At 42.7% G+C, this 17,770-nt stretch carries 18 protein-coding genes; all 18 read right to left on the bottom strand.

What is annotated here, in order from left to right:
* Positions 1-143 precede the first annotated feature (143 nt).
* A complete protein-coding gene (locus NHN17_RS09805; protein WP_255042208.1) occupies positions 144-1,196 on the bottom strand; it encodes an acyltransferase family protein in 1,053 nt (350 codons plus the stop codon).
* Positions 1,197-1,219: 23 nt separating this feature from the next.
* Entirely contained in the window at positions 1,220-2,152 is a 933-nt protein-coding gene (locus tag NHN17_RS09800; protein WP_255042207.1) for a glycosyltransferase, read from the bottom strand.
* 38 nt (positions 2,153-2,190) lie between these two features.
* Positions 2,191-3,330: a UDP-galactopyranose mutase gene (gene glf / locus NHN17_RS09795; RefSeq protein ID WP_303629362.1), complete on the bottom strand. Its 1,140-nt coding sequence runs from the start codon at positions 3,328-3,330 to the stop codon at positions 2,191-2,193.
* A gap of 1 nt (position 3,331) precedes the next feature.
* Positions 3,332-4,627 (bottom strand): glycosyltransferase family 2 protein, encoded by a 1,296-nt coding sequence (locus NHN17_RS09790; RefSeq protein ID WP_255042206.1) that lies wholly within the window; start codon positions 4,625-4,627, stop codon positions 3,332-3,334.
* Complete coding sequence (locus NHN17_RS09785) at positions 4,624-5,625, bottom strand: glycosyltransferase family 2 protein (protein WP_255042205.1); 1,002 nt, start codon at positions 5,623-5,625, stop codon at positions 4,624-4,626. Before NHN17_RS09785 ends, NHN17_RS09790 begins: the two co-directional genes overlap by 4 nt.
* 13 nt (positions 5,626-5,638) lie before the next feature.
* Positions 5,639-6,673, bottom strand: a complete 1,035-nt coding sequence (locus NHN17_RS25915) for an ABC transporter ATP-binding protein (RefSeq protein ID WP_274127922.1) — start codon at positions 6,671-6,673, stop codon at positions 5,639-5,641.
* Entirely contained in the window at positions 6,670-7,446 is a 777-nt protein-coding gene (locus NHN17_RS09775; RefSeq protein ID WP_255042203.1) for an ABC transporter permease, read from the bottom strand. The genes NHN17_RS25915 and NHN17_RS09775 overlap by 4 nt, the downstream gene beginning before the upstream one ends.
* A 31-nt stretch (positions 7,447-7,477) precedes the next feature.
* The gene (locus tag NHN17_RS09770) at positions 7,478-8,590 is read right to left on the bottom strand and encodes a glycosyltransferase family 4 protein (protein ID WP_255042201.1); all 1,113 of its coding nucleotides are present in this window, start codon (positions 8,588-8,590) and stop codon (positions 7,478-7,480) included.
* A gap of 62 nt (positions 8,591-8,652) precedes the next feature.
* On the bottom strand, positions 8,653-9,648 hold the full coding sequence (locus NHN17_RS09765; RefSeq protein WP_255042200.1) for an MlaA family lipoprotein: 996 nt from the start codon (positions 9,646-9,648) through the stop codon (positions 8,653-8,655).
* Positions 9,649-9,936: 288 nt separating this feature from the next.
* Positions 9,937-11,145, bottom strand: coding sequence for a c-type cytochrome biogenesis protein CcmI (ccmI, locus tag NHN17_RS09760; RefSeq protein ID WP_255042199.1), 1,209 nt, complete (start codon positions 11,143-11,145; stop codon positions 9,937-9,939).
* Positions 11,145-11,630: a cytochrome c-type biogenesis protein gene (locus NHN17_RS09755; protein ID WP_255042211.1), complete on the bottom strand. Its 486-nt coding sequence runs from the start codon at positions 11,628-11,630 to the stop codon at positions 11,145-11,147. The genes ccmI and NHN17_RS09755 overlap by 1 nt, the downstream gene beginning before the upstream one ends.
* Before the next feature lie 74 nt (positions 11,631-11,704).
* A complete protein-coding gene (locus NHN17_RS09750) occupies positions 11,705-12,259 on the bottom strand; it encodes a DsbE family thiol:disulfide interchange protein (RefSeq protein ID WP_255042197.1) in 555 nt (184 codons plus the stop codon).
* A complete protein-coding gene (locus NHN17_RS09745; protein WP_255042196.1) occupies positions 12,259-14,244 on the bottom strand; it encodes a heme lyase CcmF/NrfE family subunit in 1,986 nt (661 codons plus the stop codon). Before NHN17_RS09745 ends, NHN17_RS09750 begins: the two co-directional genes overlap by 1 nt.
* Entirely contained in the window at positions 14,244-14,729 is a 486-nt protein-coding gene (ccmE, locus tag NHN17_RS09740; protein ID WP_255042194.1) for a cytochrome c maturation protein CcmE, read from the bottom strand. The genes NHN17_RS09745 and ccmE overlap by 1 nt, the downstream gene beginning before the upstream one ends.
* Positions 14,726-14,932 carry a heme exporter protein CcmD gene (gene ccmD, locus NHN17_RS09735; protein WP_107299346.1) on the bottom strand — a complete coding sequence of 69 codons (207 nt, stop codon included), beginning with the start codon at positions 14,930-14,932 and terminating at the stop codon, positions 14,726-14,728. The genes ccmE and ccmD overlap by 4 nt, the downstream gene beginning before the upstream one ends.
* 7 nt (positions 14,933-14,939) lie before the next feature.
* Positions 14,940-15,671, bottom strand: coding sequence for a heme ABC transporter permease (locus NHN17_RS09730; RefSeq protein ID WP_255042193.1), 732 nt, complete (start codon positions 15,669-15,671; stop codon positions 14,940-14,942).
* A 299-nt stretch (positions 15,672-15,970) separates the two neighbouring features.
* The gene (gene ccmB, locus NHN17_RS09725) at positions 15,971-16,636 is read right to left on the bottom strand and encodes a heme exporter protein CcmB (RefSeq protein WP_107351426.1); all 666 of its coding nucleotides are present in this window, start codon (positions 16,634-16,636) and stop codon (positions 15,971-15,973) included.
* 6 nt (positions 16,637-16,642) lie between these two features.
* Positions 16,643-17,293, bottom strand: a complete 651-nt coding sequence (gene ccmA, locus NHN17_RS09720; RefSeq protein WP_255042192.1) for a cytochrome c biogenesis heme-transporting ATPase CcmA — start codon at positions 17,291-17,293, stop codon at positions 16,643-16,645.
* Positions 17,294-17,770: the final 477 nt, after the last annotated feature.

Genomic DNA, 17,770 nt, shown 5'->3' with positions numbered 1-17,770 from the left:
CGCGGATAAATTATCGACCGAAAAAGTGTTTAGGCTTCAAGCAGCCAGCGATTGTCTTTAAAGAAATGGCATTGGCTGCTTGATATTGGAGAGTGTCGCACTTCGCAGTTGAATTCGGGACTAAAAAGTTAAATTATCAATGCTTACTGGCCAATAAGTTTATAATTCAGGTGCTTTCTAGATGGATTTTCAATAAACTTAAACGAAAGATATGAAAGCAGTATACTAATTGGCAACATTACGAATACGAATACAGAAATTTTGTGCAAATCAGAGCCAAAATCAATAAACAAAAACGAACGCAATGGAAATCTGTGTAGTAAGTAAAGTGAATAGGATATTGTACCTAGAAAAACTAAGGACTTCACCTCAAGGATTGACTTAAATACTGTTGACTCAATTGAAGCAATAACGAGTAAGGGCATGAATAGAATCGCAATATAATTATTAGTCCACATAGCTTTATAGTTATATAATAAATCACTTCCAGTCAATATATTAAAATAATATGGCAGAGAAACAATCATCATCAGTACACACATCAGTGCAACAATATCCCAGTTAATCCTCCAGTATTTTACTTTATTATTAAATTCATATGTAAGCATTCCGAAAATGAAAAAATGAAGGTGTTGATTTAACCTTAAAAAGGATAGATCACGATACCATTCATACTTAGTTAAATACTGGAATGCTAAGAAAAAAATGCAAAGAGAATAAAAGAAATATTTACTTTCTTTCTTTGCAAACCAGAAAACAGGAAATATTAAATAGAAAAAAATCTCTAGCCCTATTGTCCAAAATACCTCATCACCTCTGATAAATAGAAGATTTTTCACTGCGCTATCAACTGAACCTATATAATTATAGGCAAGTAAATTCCCGCCAAAACCATAACTCCTAAGGGTAATTTGATAAATCAAAGAGAATAGTATTGTAATCAAAAATAATGGATAAACCCTTGATACACGTCGAATGTAAAAAACTTTTATATTTTTAATTGTTGGCTCTTTTTTATCGGTAACCAGCATCATTAAAAAGCCAGACAATAAAAAGAACAGCATGACTCCTATTTGCCCCAAAAATTTAAACTCACCATTGAGAAAGCCTGTATCACTAGAGAAGTGACTAAAGACAACTATTAAAGCAGCAAGCCCTCGTAAACCATCTAAGCTTTTATAATGATTAGACATCATATTCTCTCAAAAAATAACAACGATTAACTATTAATAAATCTATTTAAACCATCAATAATGCTTGTCTTATCAAACCGATTATAGTTTGATGAGAAACCATCTTTTAAACCCAATAGAAAAGCTCTTACTTTAGGAAAAACTCCAGAACATTTCAATATATTAAAGACTATTTTCCCGCATTTCATTACCAACATAGAATAAAATGAAAATGAAGTACACAACGGTTTAGTAATAAAAAAGTTTCTCGATAGAAAGTAAATTTTCCATGGAGGCATATCTGATGCGGGCCCAACATCATGAACAAAAGATAGCCTTGATGTAAATGCTATTTTAAAACCACGCTTTGTCAAACTACGAGTAAAAAATGTATCATCATAGTAAATAAAAAGATCAGGGTTAATAAGAGAATGATATTGCCTCAATACATCTAGAGATAGTACAAAGCCAACAAAAGAAGCACTTTCTATTGGATAAATATTCCCATCAAGATGACATTCTGAAACAATTGAAGATTCTTTCTTAAAAAGGTAATTGAATAGCTTCTTTGTTGTATCTGGGTATTGTATAACCTGACGGTTCATCATAGGTAAACGCTCATCTTTAGAGCATACATGAGCGCTAAAGCCTTGAAATTTATTACCACCTAATTGTGATAACTGTTCAAGAAAGTATTCACTTGGATATGCATCATCATCAAAGAATACGACCCAATCCGTATCAATATTGTCAAGAATGTATTTTGTACCCTTAGCAAATCCACCTGCACCGCCAATATTATCACAATTAATAATATGAAAGTGTCTATCACTAATAGTAGATAGGTATTCATATGTTCCATCATTAGAGTCACAATTTACAATAACAACATAATTAAATCCTGCAGTAACAGTTGCTGAGATGGTATTTTTTAGCTTTTCTACTCTATTATGAGTAACAATAATTGCTGTCGCTTTCATACTAAACCGAACAAAGGGAGCCGAAGCTCCCAAAATGATTAGGGGTTAACAAACAGTGCCGGCACTGGCTCGTTATTATTAATCTTAGATAATGTTATTTCGGCTGCATCAAGTGCTTCCCGAATAGTCACATCCATATCTAGGTAACGGTATGTTCCAAGACGACCAATAAAGCTCACTTTCTTAGTCAGCTTCGCTTCAGCAACATATTTATCCAACATATCTTTTCCACCGACAATACGAATCGGGTAGTAAGGGATATCATCAGCTTCACAAAGTCGACTGTACTCTCTATAAATAACCGTTTTGTCATGGCTTTCCCATGGAGAGAAATACTTATGCTCAGTAATTCGAGTATAAGGTACTTCTACATCACCATAATTCATCACGGCTGTACCTTGATAATCACCATCGTGGATTTCTTGTTTGAAATCCAAGGTGCGGTAGCTTAAATGGCCATGCTTGAAGTCGAAATATGAGTCCAGTGGGCCAGAGTAAAACACATGCTCATATGCCTCAAGCATCTCTTTTTCATAAGGCAATTCAAGCTTGACTTCGATATTTTCATGATCGAGAATATTTTCTACGATCTTGGTATAACCGTCCTCTGGCATCCCCTGATACTGGTGGTTAAAATAATTATCATCATAATTAAAACGTACAGGCAAACGCTTCAAAATACTAGCTGGTAGCTCCGACGGATTAAGCCCCCACTGCTTCTGGGTATAACCTTTAAAGAAAGCCTCGTAAAGGTCCTTACCAACAAACTTCATGGCCTGCTCTTCAAACGTCACTGGCTCACCAATGCTCTTGTCTGCAATCGAATTAATAAACTCTTTTGCTTCACTAGGAGAAAGCGTCTTATCAAAATACTGGTTGATTGTATGAAGGTTAATAGGTAGGGAGAACACTTTTCCCTGACTTGTCGTTTTCACGCGGTTGATATATGGTTTAAACGACGCCCAGCTATTTACGTAATCCCATACTTCTTTATCATCGGTATGGAAAATATGCGGGCCATAAGTATGTACCATCACATCAGTTTCAGCATCACGCTCGGTGAAGCAATTGCCCGCAATGTGTGAGCGAGAATCAATTACGGTTACTTTCTTTCCGGCCTCTGCCAACTTTCTTGCTATAACAGCACAAGAAAAACCTGCTCCTACACATAAATACATATTAGCCTCTATCACTCTGTTTTTTTTCATGTTGCAAAAGTGCCATTGCCGCTTTCAGTACTCTTACTTCTGAATGTAACTTATTAACTGTCGAGTTCATGTCTTTAATCTCTTTAAGCAGCTGACGATTCGTAACATGAACTGAATTTCTTTTTTTTAGATTCAATTTATAAGAAACAAACAGTTTAACTTTAGCCAATGCTGCCTTTAAGCCTTCTTGCTTGTAAACATTATAAGCTTGGCTAGCAAGGTGCATAATGATGTTATCATGCTGTTTTGCTGGAAGTTTACTATTAACGTCTCTTTTTGCTACTTTACAAAACTGTTCAAAATTTTTCTCTTGCACTGATTTAATAAGATCAGTACCACGGATACCAACCACAGGCGTCCCAGAAATAGCCTGAATAAACTCTGGCTGATATTTATTCAACTCAGCAGAAAGAGCATTAAATAATGCTTCATGACACTCTGGGGTAATTTTCTCGGAAATCCAGCTAGTGTTTCCGATCAGCCAACCAATACATTGATTTTTGTATTGTTCAAATGTGTCAGAAGCATTCAGCATTGAAATGATTGTACTATGGTGATCATACATTGCGATCAAGCGGGCATCTGCGGTCCCCATAGTTTGACCCGGACGGTTAATACGATGATAACAGCCAACGTAACTGTCAAAAGCAAATACTTTTGCTTTAACCGTGGTTTCCCAATGGAACGGATTATCCTCGAAAAAATAATCGCCAACTGGGAAGCGAACATTATTTTTCTCAATGAAATCTCGTTTGTAAACTTTACGCCATGGTACAGGGTTAAAGCGTAAGAAAAGCTTTTTAAACTTCTCATCAGATACTTTGTCATGATCAAAAGAAACAATGTCTTTCCACTTGCGGTGATCAGAAGGCGTTTTGTTCACATTGTTTTGCTCGTCAAACTCCAGATAGTTACAAAAAGCAACCTCTGCATCAGCAGCTTTCGCTTTGTTGTAGAGTCTTTCGAACATATCCGTCTCATACCAATCATCGCCGTCAGCAAATCCGATATACTCACCTTGCGCAATATCTAAACCAGCATTAGCCGCACTTGATACCCCACCAATTGTATTTTTCTCAAAAACAATAGATTTAATACGTGAGTCTTTGACTTCAAACTCTTTAATTATTGAAACTGTGTTATCATTAGATGCATCATCAACGACGATAATTTCGATATCTTCAATTGTTTGTGCACAAATACTTTCTAAGCACTTAGCAATATAGTTCTCAATGTTATATGTCGTTACAATGATCGACAGCTTCATAGTTTTTTCCCTAGTTTAAAAAACGCTGCATCAGCAGCAATGCCAGGCATATGTTCACTAACTGCAATTAGTCGTTCAAAATTAAAATTGACATACGACTCAGTCAGTAATTGGTTAAATTCAGCCATAATATCGGGGTTAATAAAACCTTCAACCCATTTAAGTAGTTTTATCTTAAAACGTAAAAAATAATGATAGTAACTATCGGTAAGATGTTGCTCTGAAAGAATGAGTGCTTCAACCTCATTCAGAACTTGGAAGACAACTAAACGGCGAGTATCTGCAACATTGGTTATTTGGTCATTACCACGCACCACAAAATGGTAACAGATCGATGTATTCACCAAGGTGATTTTTTCGCTGTACATCAAGCATTGCCAATGAGCAAATACATCATTGTTTACGGGGGTGGTAGAAAAGTACAAGCCAATCTTTTTGATAAATGTATAGCGAAGCAGTTTATTCCAAGGGTAGTTAACTGTTTCAAGGAAATAACCATGACGTTTGATATCAAACGAAATAGTATCCTTATTGGTCATAATACCTTGCCAGATATTCCTATCCTGTCCTGTCATACCCATAGATGCTAACTTATTGTTATGAGTTATATAATCGTACTTAGCAATAGCGACATCACACTCATTGATATCAGCAGCTTCCACGACCTTATCCAATGCACCTTCAGGCATAGTGTCGTCAGCATCAAAAAACAACACGTACTCAGGTTCGCTTTTGATATGCTGTAAACCTAAATTACGAGAAGCACCAGCACCGTGGCCCTCGCTACCATCATTGACATAAATATTACCATCAATACCAGAGTCAAAAAGGGCCTGAGCATTCTTTACCGTATCATCCGTTGAGTTATCATCAACGACGATAAAATTAACAGACACCGTATTATGCTTAGAAATCGATTTAATGCACTCTAGCAACTTATCCTGTTCATTTTTAACAGGGATGATTACTGTTACCTTACTTTTAAGATTGTTTGTCATGTGTCTGCTCAAATCAATTTTGCTTAAATTCAATTTCCAAAACCTTTACCTTTTCACCATCAATAATGGCAAACAGCTCATTCATTCCCTTACACTTAATCTGGCCATCATGAAATCTTGATTTGTGTGAATATTTATGCTCTGGAAATTTTTTATGGAAAGCTGGTGAATCCGTTGGACCAGGCAATTCAATTTTTTCGAATTCATTTTCACATAAAACTTTAGTTATTTTTTTGTTATTCTTATCAATAACCACACAGTTAAAATAAAAATGTTCTTCTGCTCTTCTAACTTTTTCAAAAATAAGAATGCAATCTTCTTTTTTCCAAAGTTTTGTGATTTTATCATTATTTGACGAAAAAACCACATTCAGGTTAAATTCTGGGTATACTTCCTTCGCCGTACCAACTTTTCGAACCACACCATTTTCAATCCATACAATGCGCTCTGCCAGAGATGAAACCTGATGCTCAGAATGGGAAACAATAACAACAGTAATATCAGAGGCTACTTTTTCAGCAATGGCCATTTCGGCTTTTTGTCTGAACCTAACATCGCCAACACCTAACACTTCATCAATAAGTAAAATGTCTGGAGAAGTAAACATAGCAATGGAGAAGCCTAGTTTGGCTTTCATACCCGATGAATATGTTTTTATAGGTTTTTCAAAAAATTCGCCTAATTCTGAAAAGTTTTTAATATCTTCTAATTGCGAAACAACATCAGATTTTCTGTATCCCAGCAACATGCCGCTAATTACTGCGTTCTGTCGGCCAGAAAGGTTACTATCAAAACCCGCTTGTAGTGCCATTAATGAAACACTATTTGTATGATATTTTACCACCCCTTTATCTGGCTCAATAATACCCGCAAGTAATCGTAGTAAGGTCGATTTACCCGCACCATTTCTGCCAATAATGCCCAGAGTTTCACCTTTGAAAATGTCAAAAGTAATATCTTTTAGTGCGTGATATTTCGTACTTTTGAATAGTGATTTTCTTTCATTGTACGAAACACCGACATTCTTAAGTTCAACAATCTTATTCATTCAAGAACTACCCTTGGAAGTAACAAGTCGTATTTTTTATAAAAGTATCCCGCTGTGACACACAACAACAAGGACAAGATAAACACATACAAGCTCAAGGTAAAATTGGGCAAAGTGCCATCAATTAACACGTCACGATATGAACGCAAGATAACAGCCATTGGATTGATAAAGAAGAACCCTTGAAGATCTTCTGGTATATCTTTGTAATTAAAGAAAATACCAGAACAAAACATAAGGAACTGTAAAGCCGTGGGAATAATTAGTGAAAAGTCACGAATAAATGGCACGATCAATGCCGCATGCAAAGAACAGCCGACAATCAGCATTGATTGAAGCAAAAAGATTGGGATGATATACAACCAAGTAGTACTAACTTCTAACCCATAGAATACAAGAAAAACAAAAAGTATTGAAAAGACAATAACTTGCTTAGCTGTATCTTGAAGGACATGAGTCAATGGAAAGAAAATCTTGGGTATATACAGTTGGTTCATTAACTGTCGACCATTTAAAATACTATTTTGGGCATGAGTCACAGATCTAGAAAACCATAGCCATGGTACAAGTCCAGACAGCAAGAAGCCAACATAACCTTCCCCACCTCTTTTCAACAACACAGCAAAGACTAAAAAATAGACAACCATATGAAGAAGTGGTTCAATAATCCACCACGCATAACTCAAATAGTTTACAGATGCTTCTGATTTAAGGTTAAGTTTTGCCCTTTGAATTATCAGCTCAGCAAGCCTTAAATTACTTATTTGATGCATTGAGCTGCCTTCAATTTATAATTTATCATGTTTATAGTTTAACTCTTTGGTATATTTCTTTGTACGCATTAATAACACATTGAAAAGAATAATAATTTATAACTCTTTTTCGCCCATTCTGCCCCATTTCTGTTCTTTTGTTCGCATCAACCAACCTCTTAATTCCAGAAACAATACTATCAACAGAGTTATCCTGGATAACTATTCCATTAACCCCATCAATAACAAACTCATTGCAGCCAGATACATTGGTGGTAATAACCGGCTTACCACAAGCATTTGCTTCAATCAAAACTCTTGGTATACCTTCACCATAACTGGTTGGTAATACTACAACATCATGTTCCGGAAGAATATCTTCCATATTCGATACTTGACCAAGCCAATTTATCTTACCTTCCTGATGCAACTGTTCAAGGTAACTCGGTTCAATACGGTCATTGGCATCATCATCAATCAGTCCGGCAACTGACAGCGAGATATCAAAAGAACCTCGGTTTAACGTTTCAACCGCTTCAACAAGCTGTAATAGGCCTTTATTTTTCAGAAGCCTTGCTGCAAAAAGAAGATATAACCTTTGATCTTGACTTTGTGTGCTTTTTTTCGGCTTGTATTTATTTATATCTACACCAGAGCCCGGAACTACTGCGCTATTGTGTTCACTACAAACATTATTTTTCTTGAATAGAATTTGATCTGCTTTATTTTCAAAGACAAAAATCGCTTTTTTATTTAAAGATATAAGTTTATATAGTTTTAAGATGACATTTGCTAAAATTGTATTTTTTACAGATTTACTTGAGAATACATAACCTAGGCCTGGAAGTGTCAATACAATTGGTTTGTTTAAAAATAACGCAATTAATCCAAACATGATATTCGGCTTAATTGTTATAGTGTGCAGTAAATCCGGTTTTGTTTTACATACAATCCTAACATCTTGCAACAAAGTTTTGATGTTATTCACCAGCCCAATAGATGATCTTTTAATCTCAACTTCATGGCATGTACCTGAAAAACGTCCGGTATGCTTTGAGGTACAGATTTCAACAGTAAACCCTTGAGTCATTTCAGACTCAACACGTTCCATCCAATGAAGATCAAAGTACCACCCCACATTGATCGCCAGCAACATTTTCTTCATAAATCAGCAACTTAATTGAAGACCAAGCAATTATCACTTTGTCTTTAAAAGTAAACAGGTGATTATAACCCATCTATCTCATCAAGAAAATCATCCAGGTACGCTTCATCTTCCAGCTCTAGCATCTCGTCATTGCCGCCGGTGGCGCGGAAGTTTTTGTTCTGGATGTAGGCATCGCGGGTGAAGATGTACGAATCAGGCGAGTCTTTCAAGATCGCTTCTTGCTTAACCAAGGCCGCTCGGTCTTCCATGCCTTCGAATGCCCATTTACCTAAGCTCTGCCAGAAGCTCAATGCGCTTAGTGGTAGGTATAGACCATCGACAACATCACCGGCACCTTCGCGCAGTGTTAAAGGACCGTAAACCGGGAACATGAAGTATGGGCCGTTGGCAACGCCGTATTTACCCATGGTATCGCCAAACTGCTTATCAACCGGTTTACGGATGTCAGCAGCCGACGCGATATCAATCAGGCCAAAAACACCAAAGGTAGAGTTAATCCAAAAACGGTTGAAGTGGCGGACAGTCTCTTCGCCGTTTAGCATTAATGCGCTATTGACCATGCTGGCAGGCTCATCAAGGTTGGCCAGAAAATTTTTGATGCCAGTACGGATGAAAGAGGGGGTGTAATCAACGTAGGCCAAAGACACTGGGCGGACCAAATACGGATCTAGGTAATCGTAGTTCAGATCCCACATTGCCCGGTTGAAGCCTTCAAAGGGATCGTACACACCCGGAACCGCATACTCACCTTCACCTTGCTCGACTTCTTCAAGTACAGCGGCTAAGTCCTCGTCGTAATTAGCATCGTAGTCACCGAATTCGTCCATCGCCGAGTCATCAGCCATGGCATTCTCGCTGGCCGGTGATTCAATGTTGCTTGGTGCCGATGAAGCTTGCTCGTCTGACGTCGCTTCGACAGGAGACATTTCACTAGCCGTCAGGTCACTAGATGCCTGGCCGCTAGATGTCAGGTCTTCAGGGTACTGTTCATCCGGAGACTGAGCACACGCTGTCAGGGTCAATAAAATAGCAAGGGTAAATAGGTGTTTTTTCAATGCTCTTTCCATGGTATGTCAGACTGAACCCGCGCTAAATGGTAATACCAGAAACCGTAAACATCTAGCGATTTTATGCTTGCCGTAAATTAATATTTTAACTCAATACCAACCACTATCTGCATCTATTTAGTTTTAGACCAATCGAGATAAAACCTGATCAGCGTTACCCGTTACATAGATGGAATGTCTGATATCTCCTAAATCCTTTTGAGTTCAAAAATAAAAGGCCAGATACTAATAGTATCTGGCCTTTTATATATCTACCACCTCAAGTCGCAGATTTTGTTAGTATTTTGTATTTATCACTACGTTTGTCGAGCCACCTAAAGAAATGACGTCACTCTGACCATACCAATCACCATTACGGGTCATCACATTACCATCGGTATCGATACGGGCTTTGATGATCATATCCTGCAGCGAGGTCATTGGACGCTCAGGGATCATGCTGTCATTGTCATCCAAAGTCAGGGTGAACGGAAACGCAGAAATCGGTACACGTCGTGCTGCCACTGGCATTGGCGCACCATCAGCCGAATGAACAGAAACAAAGACCAAGCCTTGCTCTGGCAGTTCAACGGATGGGTCAAGCTCTACCGTTACCGACACTGAGGTTGCGGTGTTCTTGCCACGATCGAGCTGGGACTGAGCACGAGCAATACTACGGTCAAGCATTTCTGCACGCGGGTCATCGGTTCCGATGATCTGCTGCATCATGCTCCAGTAGTTAATCGCCTGCTTAAAATCACCGCTTTCAAACGAGTCGAAAGCCAATAGCGACAGTGCTCGGATGTTGGTGTGGTCAACACGCAGCACACTGCGAAGCAACAGACGAGCACGCTCACTCTGTGCCGGATCACCAATCATCATCAGTGTCTGGCCGAAGCTCAGCATCACTTCCGGGTTGCTTGGTTCCAGGCGGTAGGCACGGTTCATCGCATCCTGAGCGGTCTCGGCATCACGGTTAGCCATGCCAATGCGGCCCAGCAACAACCAGCCTGTCGCATCATCAGGATTGTCATGAAGACGGGTACGTAATGCCAGCGTCAAATCATCCATCTCTTGGTCGCTGAGCGGATTTGACTCATCCATCAAGCGCTGAGAGAGATCTGGCAAGCGGGTTACGGTCTCGTTCCATGCTTGGACTTTATCCAGACTACCGACCTTCATGTACATACCAAAGCTCACACCAACAAGCAGAATAAGCCCAGGGATCAACATGGTGGTGCTGACCTGGGTTTTCGTCTGCTCGGCATTAGCTGGTACATCATCCAGTAGCGACTGCTGTAGTTCAACCACGAGTTCGTCTTTGTTTTCAACCAAGCCTTCGCTGCTTTCTTCTTTCAGTTCGTCCATACGATCTTTGAAGAAAGCTTTGTTCAGTTCATCACGGCTGGCGACTTCATCTTGCTCTTTGCCGGTATACATTGGCACGACAAAAATAACCATCGCGACCAGTACCAAGAGGGCGGAAATTACCCAAAACATCGTCATTATTTCACCTTACCGTCTTGGTTAGTCTGCTTGGAAACGTCACCTGCATCAGTGCCGATTTCCGTCATCAGGGCTTTCAAGCGATCTTGTTCATCGGCTTCTAGCTCGGTGTCAGTCACTTTTTCAGTACTTTTGCGCGAGCGCATCACCAAAATGGAAAAGCCAATAACGATAAAGAGCAAAGGACCTAACCACAGGATCAGGGTTGATGCCATCACCGGTGGGTTGTAGGTGACAAAGTTGCCGTAACGGGCAATCATGTAGTCCACCACATCCTGCTTGCTTTTACCTTCTTGAAGCAATTCGTAGGTTTTCTGACGCATGTCTTGCGCCAGCGCAGCATTCGAGTCAGCAATGTTGTTGTTCTGGCATTTAGGGCAACGCAAGGTTGCCGCAAGCTCCTGAAAATCCTTCTCCTGCTGGGCAGAATCGAAATCGTACACATCAGTCAATGCCAGGACCGGCACTGACGTTGTGAGCAACATCGTTCCACCAAGCACCATCGCCAGTGCCAAAACAGGACCAGTAAAAAACTGAGCCATTCGACGAGAAATAGTCATTATCCCTGCGCCTCCTCTATCAAGGCTTCGTACATCGGTTTCAATGTCTCGTTCCAATTACGGTCGTTGACATCACCGACATGGCGATAGCGAATAATACCGCTGGCATCAATCAGGAAGGTTTCCGGTGCGCCGTAAACGCCCAGATCCATCCCCAACATGCCATTGCCATCAAACAGGCTGTGCAGGTAAGGGTTACCCAGCTCATTCAACCAACGAACGGCTTTTAGGCGCTCATCTTTATAGTTGAGGCCAATGATCTTCACCCCTTCGCTTGCTAGCTGGTTAAGGTAAGTGTGCTCGGCGTAACATGTCGGACACCAGGTCGCCCATACATTTAGAAGCAATGGCTCGCCGATGAAGATGTCCTGCTCGTAGAGCCTGCCAGCTTCAACCAAGTCTTCCAGCTTGAATTGAGGAACAGGCTTGCCGACCAGTACCGATTCCAATTTGGTTGGATCGTCACCGTCTGCATTGCGGGTCAGCTGGATCATGAACATCACAACCAACCCAAGGAAAAGGATCAGTGGAATAAAAAGTAACTTCTTGTTCATCAGTTTGCCTTCGCCTCCTGCTTCGCTGCTGACGCTTGTTCTTTCTCTGCCTTCTTGCGGAAGCGATAGCGCTTGTCACTAATAGCAAATGCCCCGCCCAGTGCCATCAAGGCCGCACCAAACCAGATCCAGTTAACAAACGGCTTGAAGTAAATACGGACTGCCCACGCACCATCGGTTAACTTCTCGCCCATCGCCACATACAGATCGCGAGTCACACCGCTGTCGATCGCCGCTTCCGTCATCATTGAGCCAGCAACAGAATAGAAACGCTTTTCGGCATGTAAGGTCGTTACACGCTTACCGTTGCGGGTAATGTTGAAGTCTGCAATGTAACCGTCGTAGTTAGGACCGTCGGCATCACGCAAGCCAGCAAAGTGGAAGTCATACCCTTGAACCTGTACGGTCTCACCGGGTGCCATTCGTACGTCACGTTCGATATCGTAATTCGACACCAAGGCAATACCAATGACGGTAACCGCCATACCCATATGGCCGAGTACCATCGCCCAGTGACTACGGCCAAGTTTACCCAGGCCAGTCCACAATGTGTGGCGGTGGGTCGCACGCTCATACAGCTCGAAGCCGTGCATAACAATGATCCACACAGCCATCGCCATACCAAGAACCGCCATTGGCTCAAGTACGTCGGTGAACAGCCATACCGATAGGAAAGCAAATGGAATAGTGACAATGGCAGAAATGGTCATCTGCTTACTGATGCTAGAAAGCTGATCGCGCTTCCAGCGAACCAAAGGACCGATACCCAGAATAAAAGCAAACGGGATCATCAGCCAGGTAAACAAAGTATTGAAGAACGGCACACCAATCGATACTGAGCCCAAACCAATTTGTTTGTGGACCAGAGGAAGCAAGGTACCAATCAGTACCACAAGCAGCGCTGCGACCAACAACAAGTTGTTCGCCAGCAATAGATTCTCGCGAGAGAACAGGCTGTAGTTACCACGAGAGCGGATCTGCCCGCCACGAAGGGCGTAAAGCAGTAATGAACCGCCGATGACCACAACTAAGAAGCCAAGGATGAACATGCCTCGTGCCGGATCGGATGCAAACGCGTGTACCGATACCAGTACGCCAGAGCGAACAAGGAAAGTACCCAATAAGCTCAAAGAGAATGCAGAGATAGCTAGCAGTACCGTCCATGCTTTGAACGTACCGCGTTTTTCTGTCACCGCCAGTGAGTGCATAAGCGCTGTACCGGCAAGCCATGGCATGAAGGACGCATTTTCAACCGGATCCCAGAACCACCAGCCACCCCAGCCAAGCTCATAGTAAGCCCACCATGAGCCTAGTGCGATACCCAAAGTCAGGAATGACCATGCAGAGATTGTCCAAGGGCGAGACCAACGCGCCCAAGCGGTATCAAGACGGCCTGTCATCAATGAGGCAATCGCAAAGGCAAACGCGACCGAGAAACCAACATAACCCATGTAAAGCAATGGCGGGTGAATGATCAGACCCGGATCTTGCAAAAGCGGATTCAAATCACGGCCATCAACAGGGAAGAAAGGCAGCGTGCGCAGGAATGGGTTAGACGTTGCGATAATAAACAGCAAGAAGCCAATCGCAATCATCCCCATCACAGACAGTACGCGCGCCAGTGATTCCAGCGGCATACCACGACTGAATACAGCAACCGCAACGGCCCAGCCAGCTTGGATTAATACCCAAAGCAGCAACGACCCTTCATGACCACCCCATACCGCCGATAAGCGGTAATACCAAGGCAGCATGGAGTTTGAGTTACTGGCAACATAAACCACGGTAAAGTCATTGATATAAAATGACCAGCTAAGGATGACAAACGACACCAGGATCATGCCGAAAATACCATATGTTAACGGCCGGGCCATTCGCATGAGTGCCTGGTTCCCCACGGACGCGCCGTATAGGGGATAAATGCTGACTAGGATAGACAATCCCAGTGCAACAATCAGGCTAAAGTTGCCTATTTCTGCAATCATTATTGAGCACTACCCTGCAATTGTTCGTCGGTATATTCAAGCGGTGCGTGTGTTTTCTCCATCGCTTCTGCTACCTCTGGTGGCAAATACTCTTCATCGTGCTTCGCCAATACTTCATGAGCATGAATGGTCGTCGCATTGATCAATTCGCCCTGAGCGACAATACCCTGCCCTTCACGGAATAGATCCGGCAAAATACCGTCATATTGAATCGTTACTGCCGGGCCGACATCAGCGACATCAAAGGTTACCTGCAAAGACTGAGGGTCACGAACGACTGAACCTTCAACCACCATACCGCCAATGCGCAAGCGCTGACCGACTTCTGGTTTACTCCCGTCTTTCTTGCCATGGACAAGCTCAGTCGGGGTATAGAATAGATCCATATTCTGGTTTAGTGCATACAGCAGCAAACCAACGGTTGCACCGAGGCCAACTACCAACGCCAACACCAAGGTCAGGCGCTTTTTACGTCTCGGGTTCATAATGTGTTCTCCAGTTTTTCAGCTTCTTTAATGCGCTTTTCACGCGCAATCTTATTCTTGATTTCGGCCGCTAGGCGGCGTTTAGTATTCAGGCTTGAAATCATCAACCACAGCAAGGCGCCGAAAGAGATCCCGTAGGCGCTCCACACATAGGGGGCATATCCGCCCATCGCCAAGAAGTCACTAAAAGAGTCAAAATGCATAATGGCCTCACTTCATCAGGGCACGCACCCAAGGGCGGTGGCTTTCACGGGCAATAATTTCGTTACGCAGACGCACCATGGTCAACGCACCAAAGAAACAAGCAAAACCAATAATATTGAGCAACAGCGGCCACAACATGGTGGTCGCAATTGATGGTTTAGCAAACTTGGTGATCGTGGCGCCTTGGTGAAGGGTATTCCACCACTCTACCGAGAAATGAATAATGGGAAGGTTAATCACACCGACAATCGCCAGAATACCGGCCGCTTTACCCGCTGTTTTCTCATCATCGAAGGCATTGTAAAGGGCGATAACCCCCAAGTAGAGGAACAGCAGAATTAATTCTGAAGTCAAACGGGCATCCCATACCCACCATGCGCCCCACATCGGTTTACCCCAGACCGCACCTGTCAACAGGGCAATCGCAGTAAACACCGCTCCAATCGGCGCCATGGCAAGGGCTGCCATGTTCGATAGGCGGATCTGCCACACCAAGCCGATAAAGGCCGCTATCGCCATCGACATGTAAGCGCCCATCGACCAAATAGCCGAAGGAACATGCAGGTAGATAATACGGAAACTGTCACCCTGCTGATAATCCGTCGGGGCGAACATCAGTCCCCAAACCGTACCAATCAGAAGGGATAACAAAGCGATGATTGAAAACCAAGGCAGTAAGGTACCGCACAAACGGTAGCAGTTCTCAGCTTTCGCGTAGGGATGTAACCACTTCCACATAATTCTGCTCTACTCAATTTAATAATAATTACGTATCAAAACAACACTTGGCTCAAAATCCAGTCCAGGCTCTGCCTAAGGTGTTACTTATCGTTTTGACGAATATATACCTCGTCTACCTTGGTATAAGCGTCTGGTCTAAAAGGCTTTATAACTCCCATCATCCAGAATGCAGCGCCAACCTAAATACTCCTTAAGGGTTAATAAACTGGCTATCGTCGGCTTCCTTGTTCTTGCTCAAATTGTCTCATGAGATCCATTCTCGTGAGACAGGACGAATCTTAGTTAATTGTAATCAGTTATTGCACACTTATGCGTAGTGAAGCTGCGACAGCGAAGGGAGAAAGTGTCGCCGACGCCACCAGCATCGCTCCCATCAGTGCTAGCTGACCGTTATATGGCACGCCTAAACTGGCAGCATCAATCGCAGAGGTCGCGAATATAAGCACTGGAATATAGAGCGGCAATATGAGCAAACTCAATAAAACACCTCCTTTGCGCAACCCTACAGTAAGAGCGACCCCAATCGCCCCCAGAAAGCTTAACGTCGGTGTCCCTATAAGTAGGGTCAAGACCACCGCCTTCCACGTTTCCCACTCAAGTGACAATAATATTGCCAACAACGGGCTGATCAAAATCAGGGGTAACCCGGTAAGCATCCAGTGCGCCAGCATTTTAGCAAAGGCCAAAATCGACAGCGGTGTTGGCATCAACAACATCTGTTCGAGTGAACCATCAACAAAATCATCACGGAACAAGCGCTCCATCGACAACAAAGCAGCCAATAGCGCAGCAACCCACACAATCCCCGGTGCAATTCGTGCTAATAGATTTGGCTCAGGCCCGACACCGAGTGGAAAAAGAGTGATAACAATAATGAAAAACCACAGCGGGTTAAATATCTCGGCCTGACGACGAAAGGCGATCAGAAGCTCACGACGTATAACATGGTATATCGCATTCATCTTCTGTTACCGCCCCAACTTAATTTTTCGTAGCTGATCACTGTCCGTGAACATATCTTGGTGGGTAGTCAATACGACAATTCCACCTCGTTTGGCATGGGCAAGGAACAGACCTTCCAGTACCTTCACCCCTTGCTTGTCAATCGCGGTCAACGGCTCATCCAATATCCACAATTTGTGATTACTCAGCCATAACCTTGCAAGTGCAACCCTGCGTTGCTGGCCTGCCGATAGTTGCCCGGCAGGTACATCTTCACGCCCGGCCAAACCAACTTGGGCTAATGCCTGCCACAAGGAGTCTTCACCAGACACCTGAGGCGTGCCCGTTAGATCCGATTGCTCGTTACACAGGTGCATCGACTGGAAGTAGGCCAAGTTCTCAAACGCGGTCAACTCCCGCTTCACGCCGGTCTGGTGACCCAAGAACAGCAGTTCCTGATGGTAATCTTCTCGTGCCGACTCGATGTCCTCATCTAGCCAGCAAACCCGCCCGTCATCTGCATGTCCAAGCCCTGCTAAGATCCGCAACAACGTCGTTTTACCGGCACCATTATGACCTTCTATCTGAACCAGCTCACCCGACGAGACCGTGAAACACAGGTCTTCAAACAATACCCTTTCGTCCCGGGTACAACTTAACTCTTCAACAGACAACATAAAAATGATGCATCCTAGGTGCCACAATTTGACTCGCATAATATCACAGCGTCCCACCCTGTTGTTAGAGAGCAGAGGCTGTAATTGTGACTTCCATACTGAGCTTAACCCAAGCACATATATTCCAACTGCCACTCACTGCCAGAGTGGACAAGCAGGTAATAAAAAAGTGCCACAAGAAGTTTTAAAAATAGCAAAAGCTGTAGCTAACCGCACACTTTCATCACAAGTCACTATTTTTAAGACAAAACGACATCAATTCCATTCTCGGCGCGAATTTTATTGATATTAACAGTTGTGAATACAGTGAAAAGAGTGCTTACAAGTTAAACGCGGGGTGATGGTGATGGTGATGGTGATGGTGATGGTGATGGTGATGGTGATGGTGATGGTGATGGTGATGGTGATGGTGATGGTGATGTAAGACTCCCTTGACTTACTTGTAAGTCAAGGGAGTCGCTTAGGTTTAAAAGAATT

The organism is Photobacterium pectinilyticum, from assembly GCF_024357955.1.
GTDB lineage: Bacteria > Pseudomonadota > Gammaproteobacteria > Enterobacterales > Vibrionaceae > Photobacterium > Photobacterium pectinilyticum.
The sequence above is the reverse complement of the archived record's forward strand: the minus strand, read 5'-3'. Positions and strand labels throughout refer to the sequence as shown.

Coding starts and splice junctions, on each gene's coding strand:
- NHN17_RS09805 (WP_255042208.1), bottom strand. CDS start 1,196: ATGATGTCTAATCATTATAAAAGCTTAGATGGTTTACGAGGGCTTGCT.
- NHN17_RS09800 (WP_255042207.1), bottom strand. CDS start 2,152: ATGAAAGCGACAGCAATTATTGTTACTCATAATAGAGTAGAAAAGCTA.
- glf (WP_303629362.1), bottom strand. CDS start 3,330: ATGTATTTATGTGTAGGAGCAGGTTTTTCTTGTGCTGTTATAGCAAGA.
- NHN17_RS09790 (WP_255042206.1), bottom strand. CDS start 4,627: ATGAAGCTGTCGATCATTGTAACGACATATAACATTGAGAACTATATT.
- NHN17_RS09785 (WP_255042205.1), bottom strand. CDS start 5,625: ATGACAAACAATCTTAAAAGTAAGGTAACAGTAATCATCCCTGTTAAA.
- NHN17_RS25915 (WP_274127922.1), bottom strand. CDS start 6,673: ATGAATAAGATTGTTGAACTTAAGAATGTCGGTGTTTCGTACAATGAA.
- NHN17_RS09775 (WP_255042203.1), bottom strand. CDS start 7,446: ATGCATCAAATAAGTAATTTAAGGCTTGCTGAGCTGATAATTCAAAGG.
- NHN17_RS09770 (WP_255042201.1), bottom strand. CDS start 8,590: ATGAAGAAAATGTTGCTGGCGATCAATGTGGGGTGGTACTTTGATCTT.
- ccmI (WP_255042199.1), bottom strand. CDS start 11,145: ATGACGATGTTTTGGGTAATTTCCGCCCTCTTGGTACTGGTCGCGATG.
- NHN17_RS09755 (WP_255042211.1), bottom strand. CDS start 11,630: ATGTTGCTCACAACGTCAGTGCCGGTCCTGGCATTGACTGATGTGTAC.
- NHN17_RS09750 (WP_255042197.1), bottom strand. CDS start 12,259: ATGAACAAGAAGTTACTTTTTATTCCACTGATCCTTTTCCTTGGGTTG.
- NHN17_RS09745 (WP_255042196.1), bottom strand. CDS start 14,244: ATGATTGCAGAAATAGGCAACTTTAGCCTGATTGTTGCACTGGGATTG.
- ccmE (WP_255042194.1), bottom strand. CDS start 14,729: ATGAACCCGAGACGTAAAAAGCGCCTGACCTTGGTGTTGGCGTTGGTA.
- ccmD (WP_107299346.1), bottom strand. CDS start 14,932: ATGCATTTTGACTCTTTTAGTGACTTCTTGGCGATGGGCGGATATGCC.
- NHN17_RS09730 (WP_255042193.1), bottom strand. CDS start 15,671: ATGTGGAAGTGGTTACATCCCTACGCGAAAGCTGAGAACTGCTACCGT.
- ccmB (WP_107351426.1), bottom strand. CDS start 16,636: ATGAATGCGATATACCATGTTATACGTCGTGAGCTTCTGATCGCCTTT.
- ccmA (WP_255042192.1), bottom strand. CDS start 17,293: ATGTTGTCTGTTGAAGAGTTAAGTTGTACCCGGGACGAAAGGGTATTG.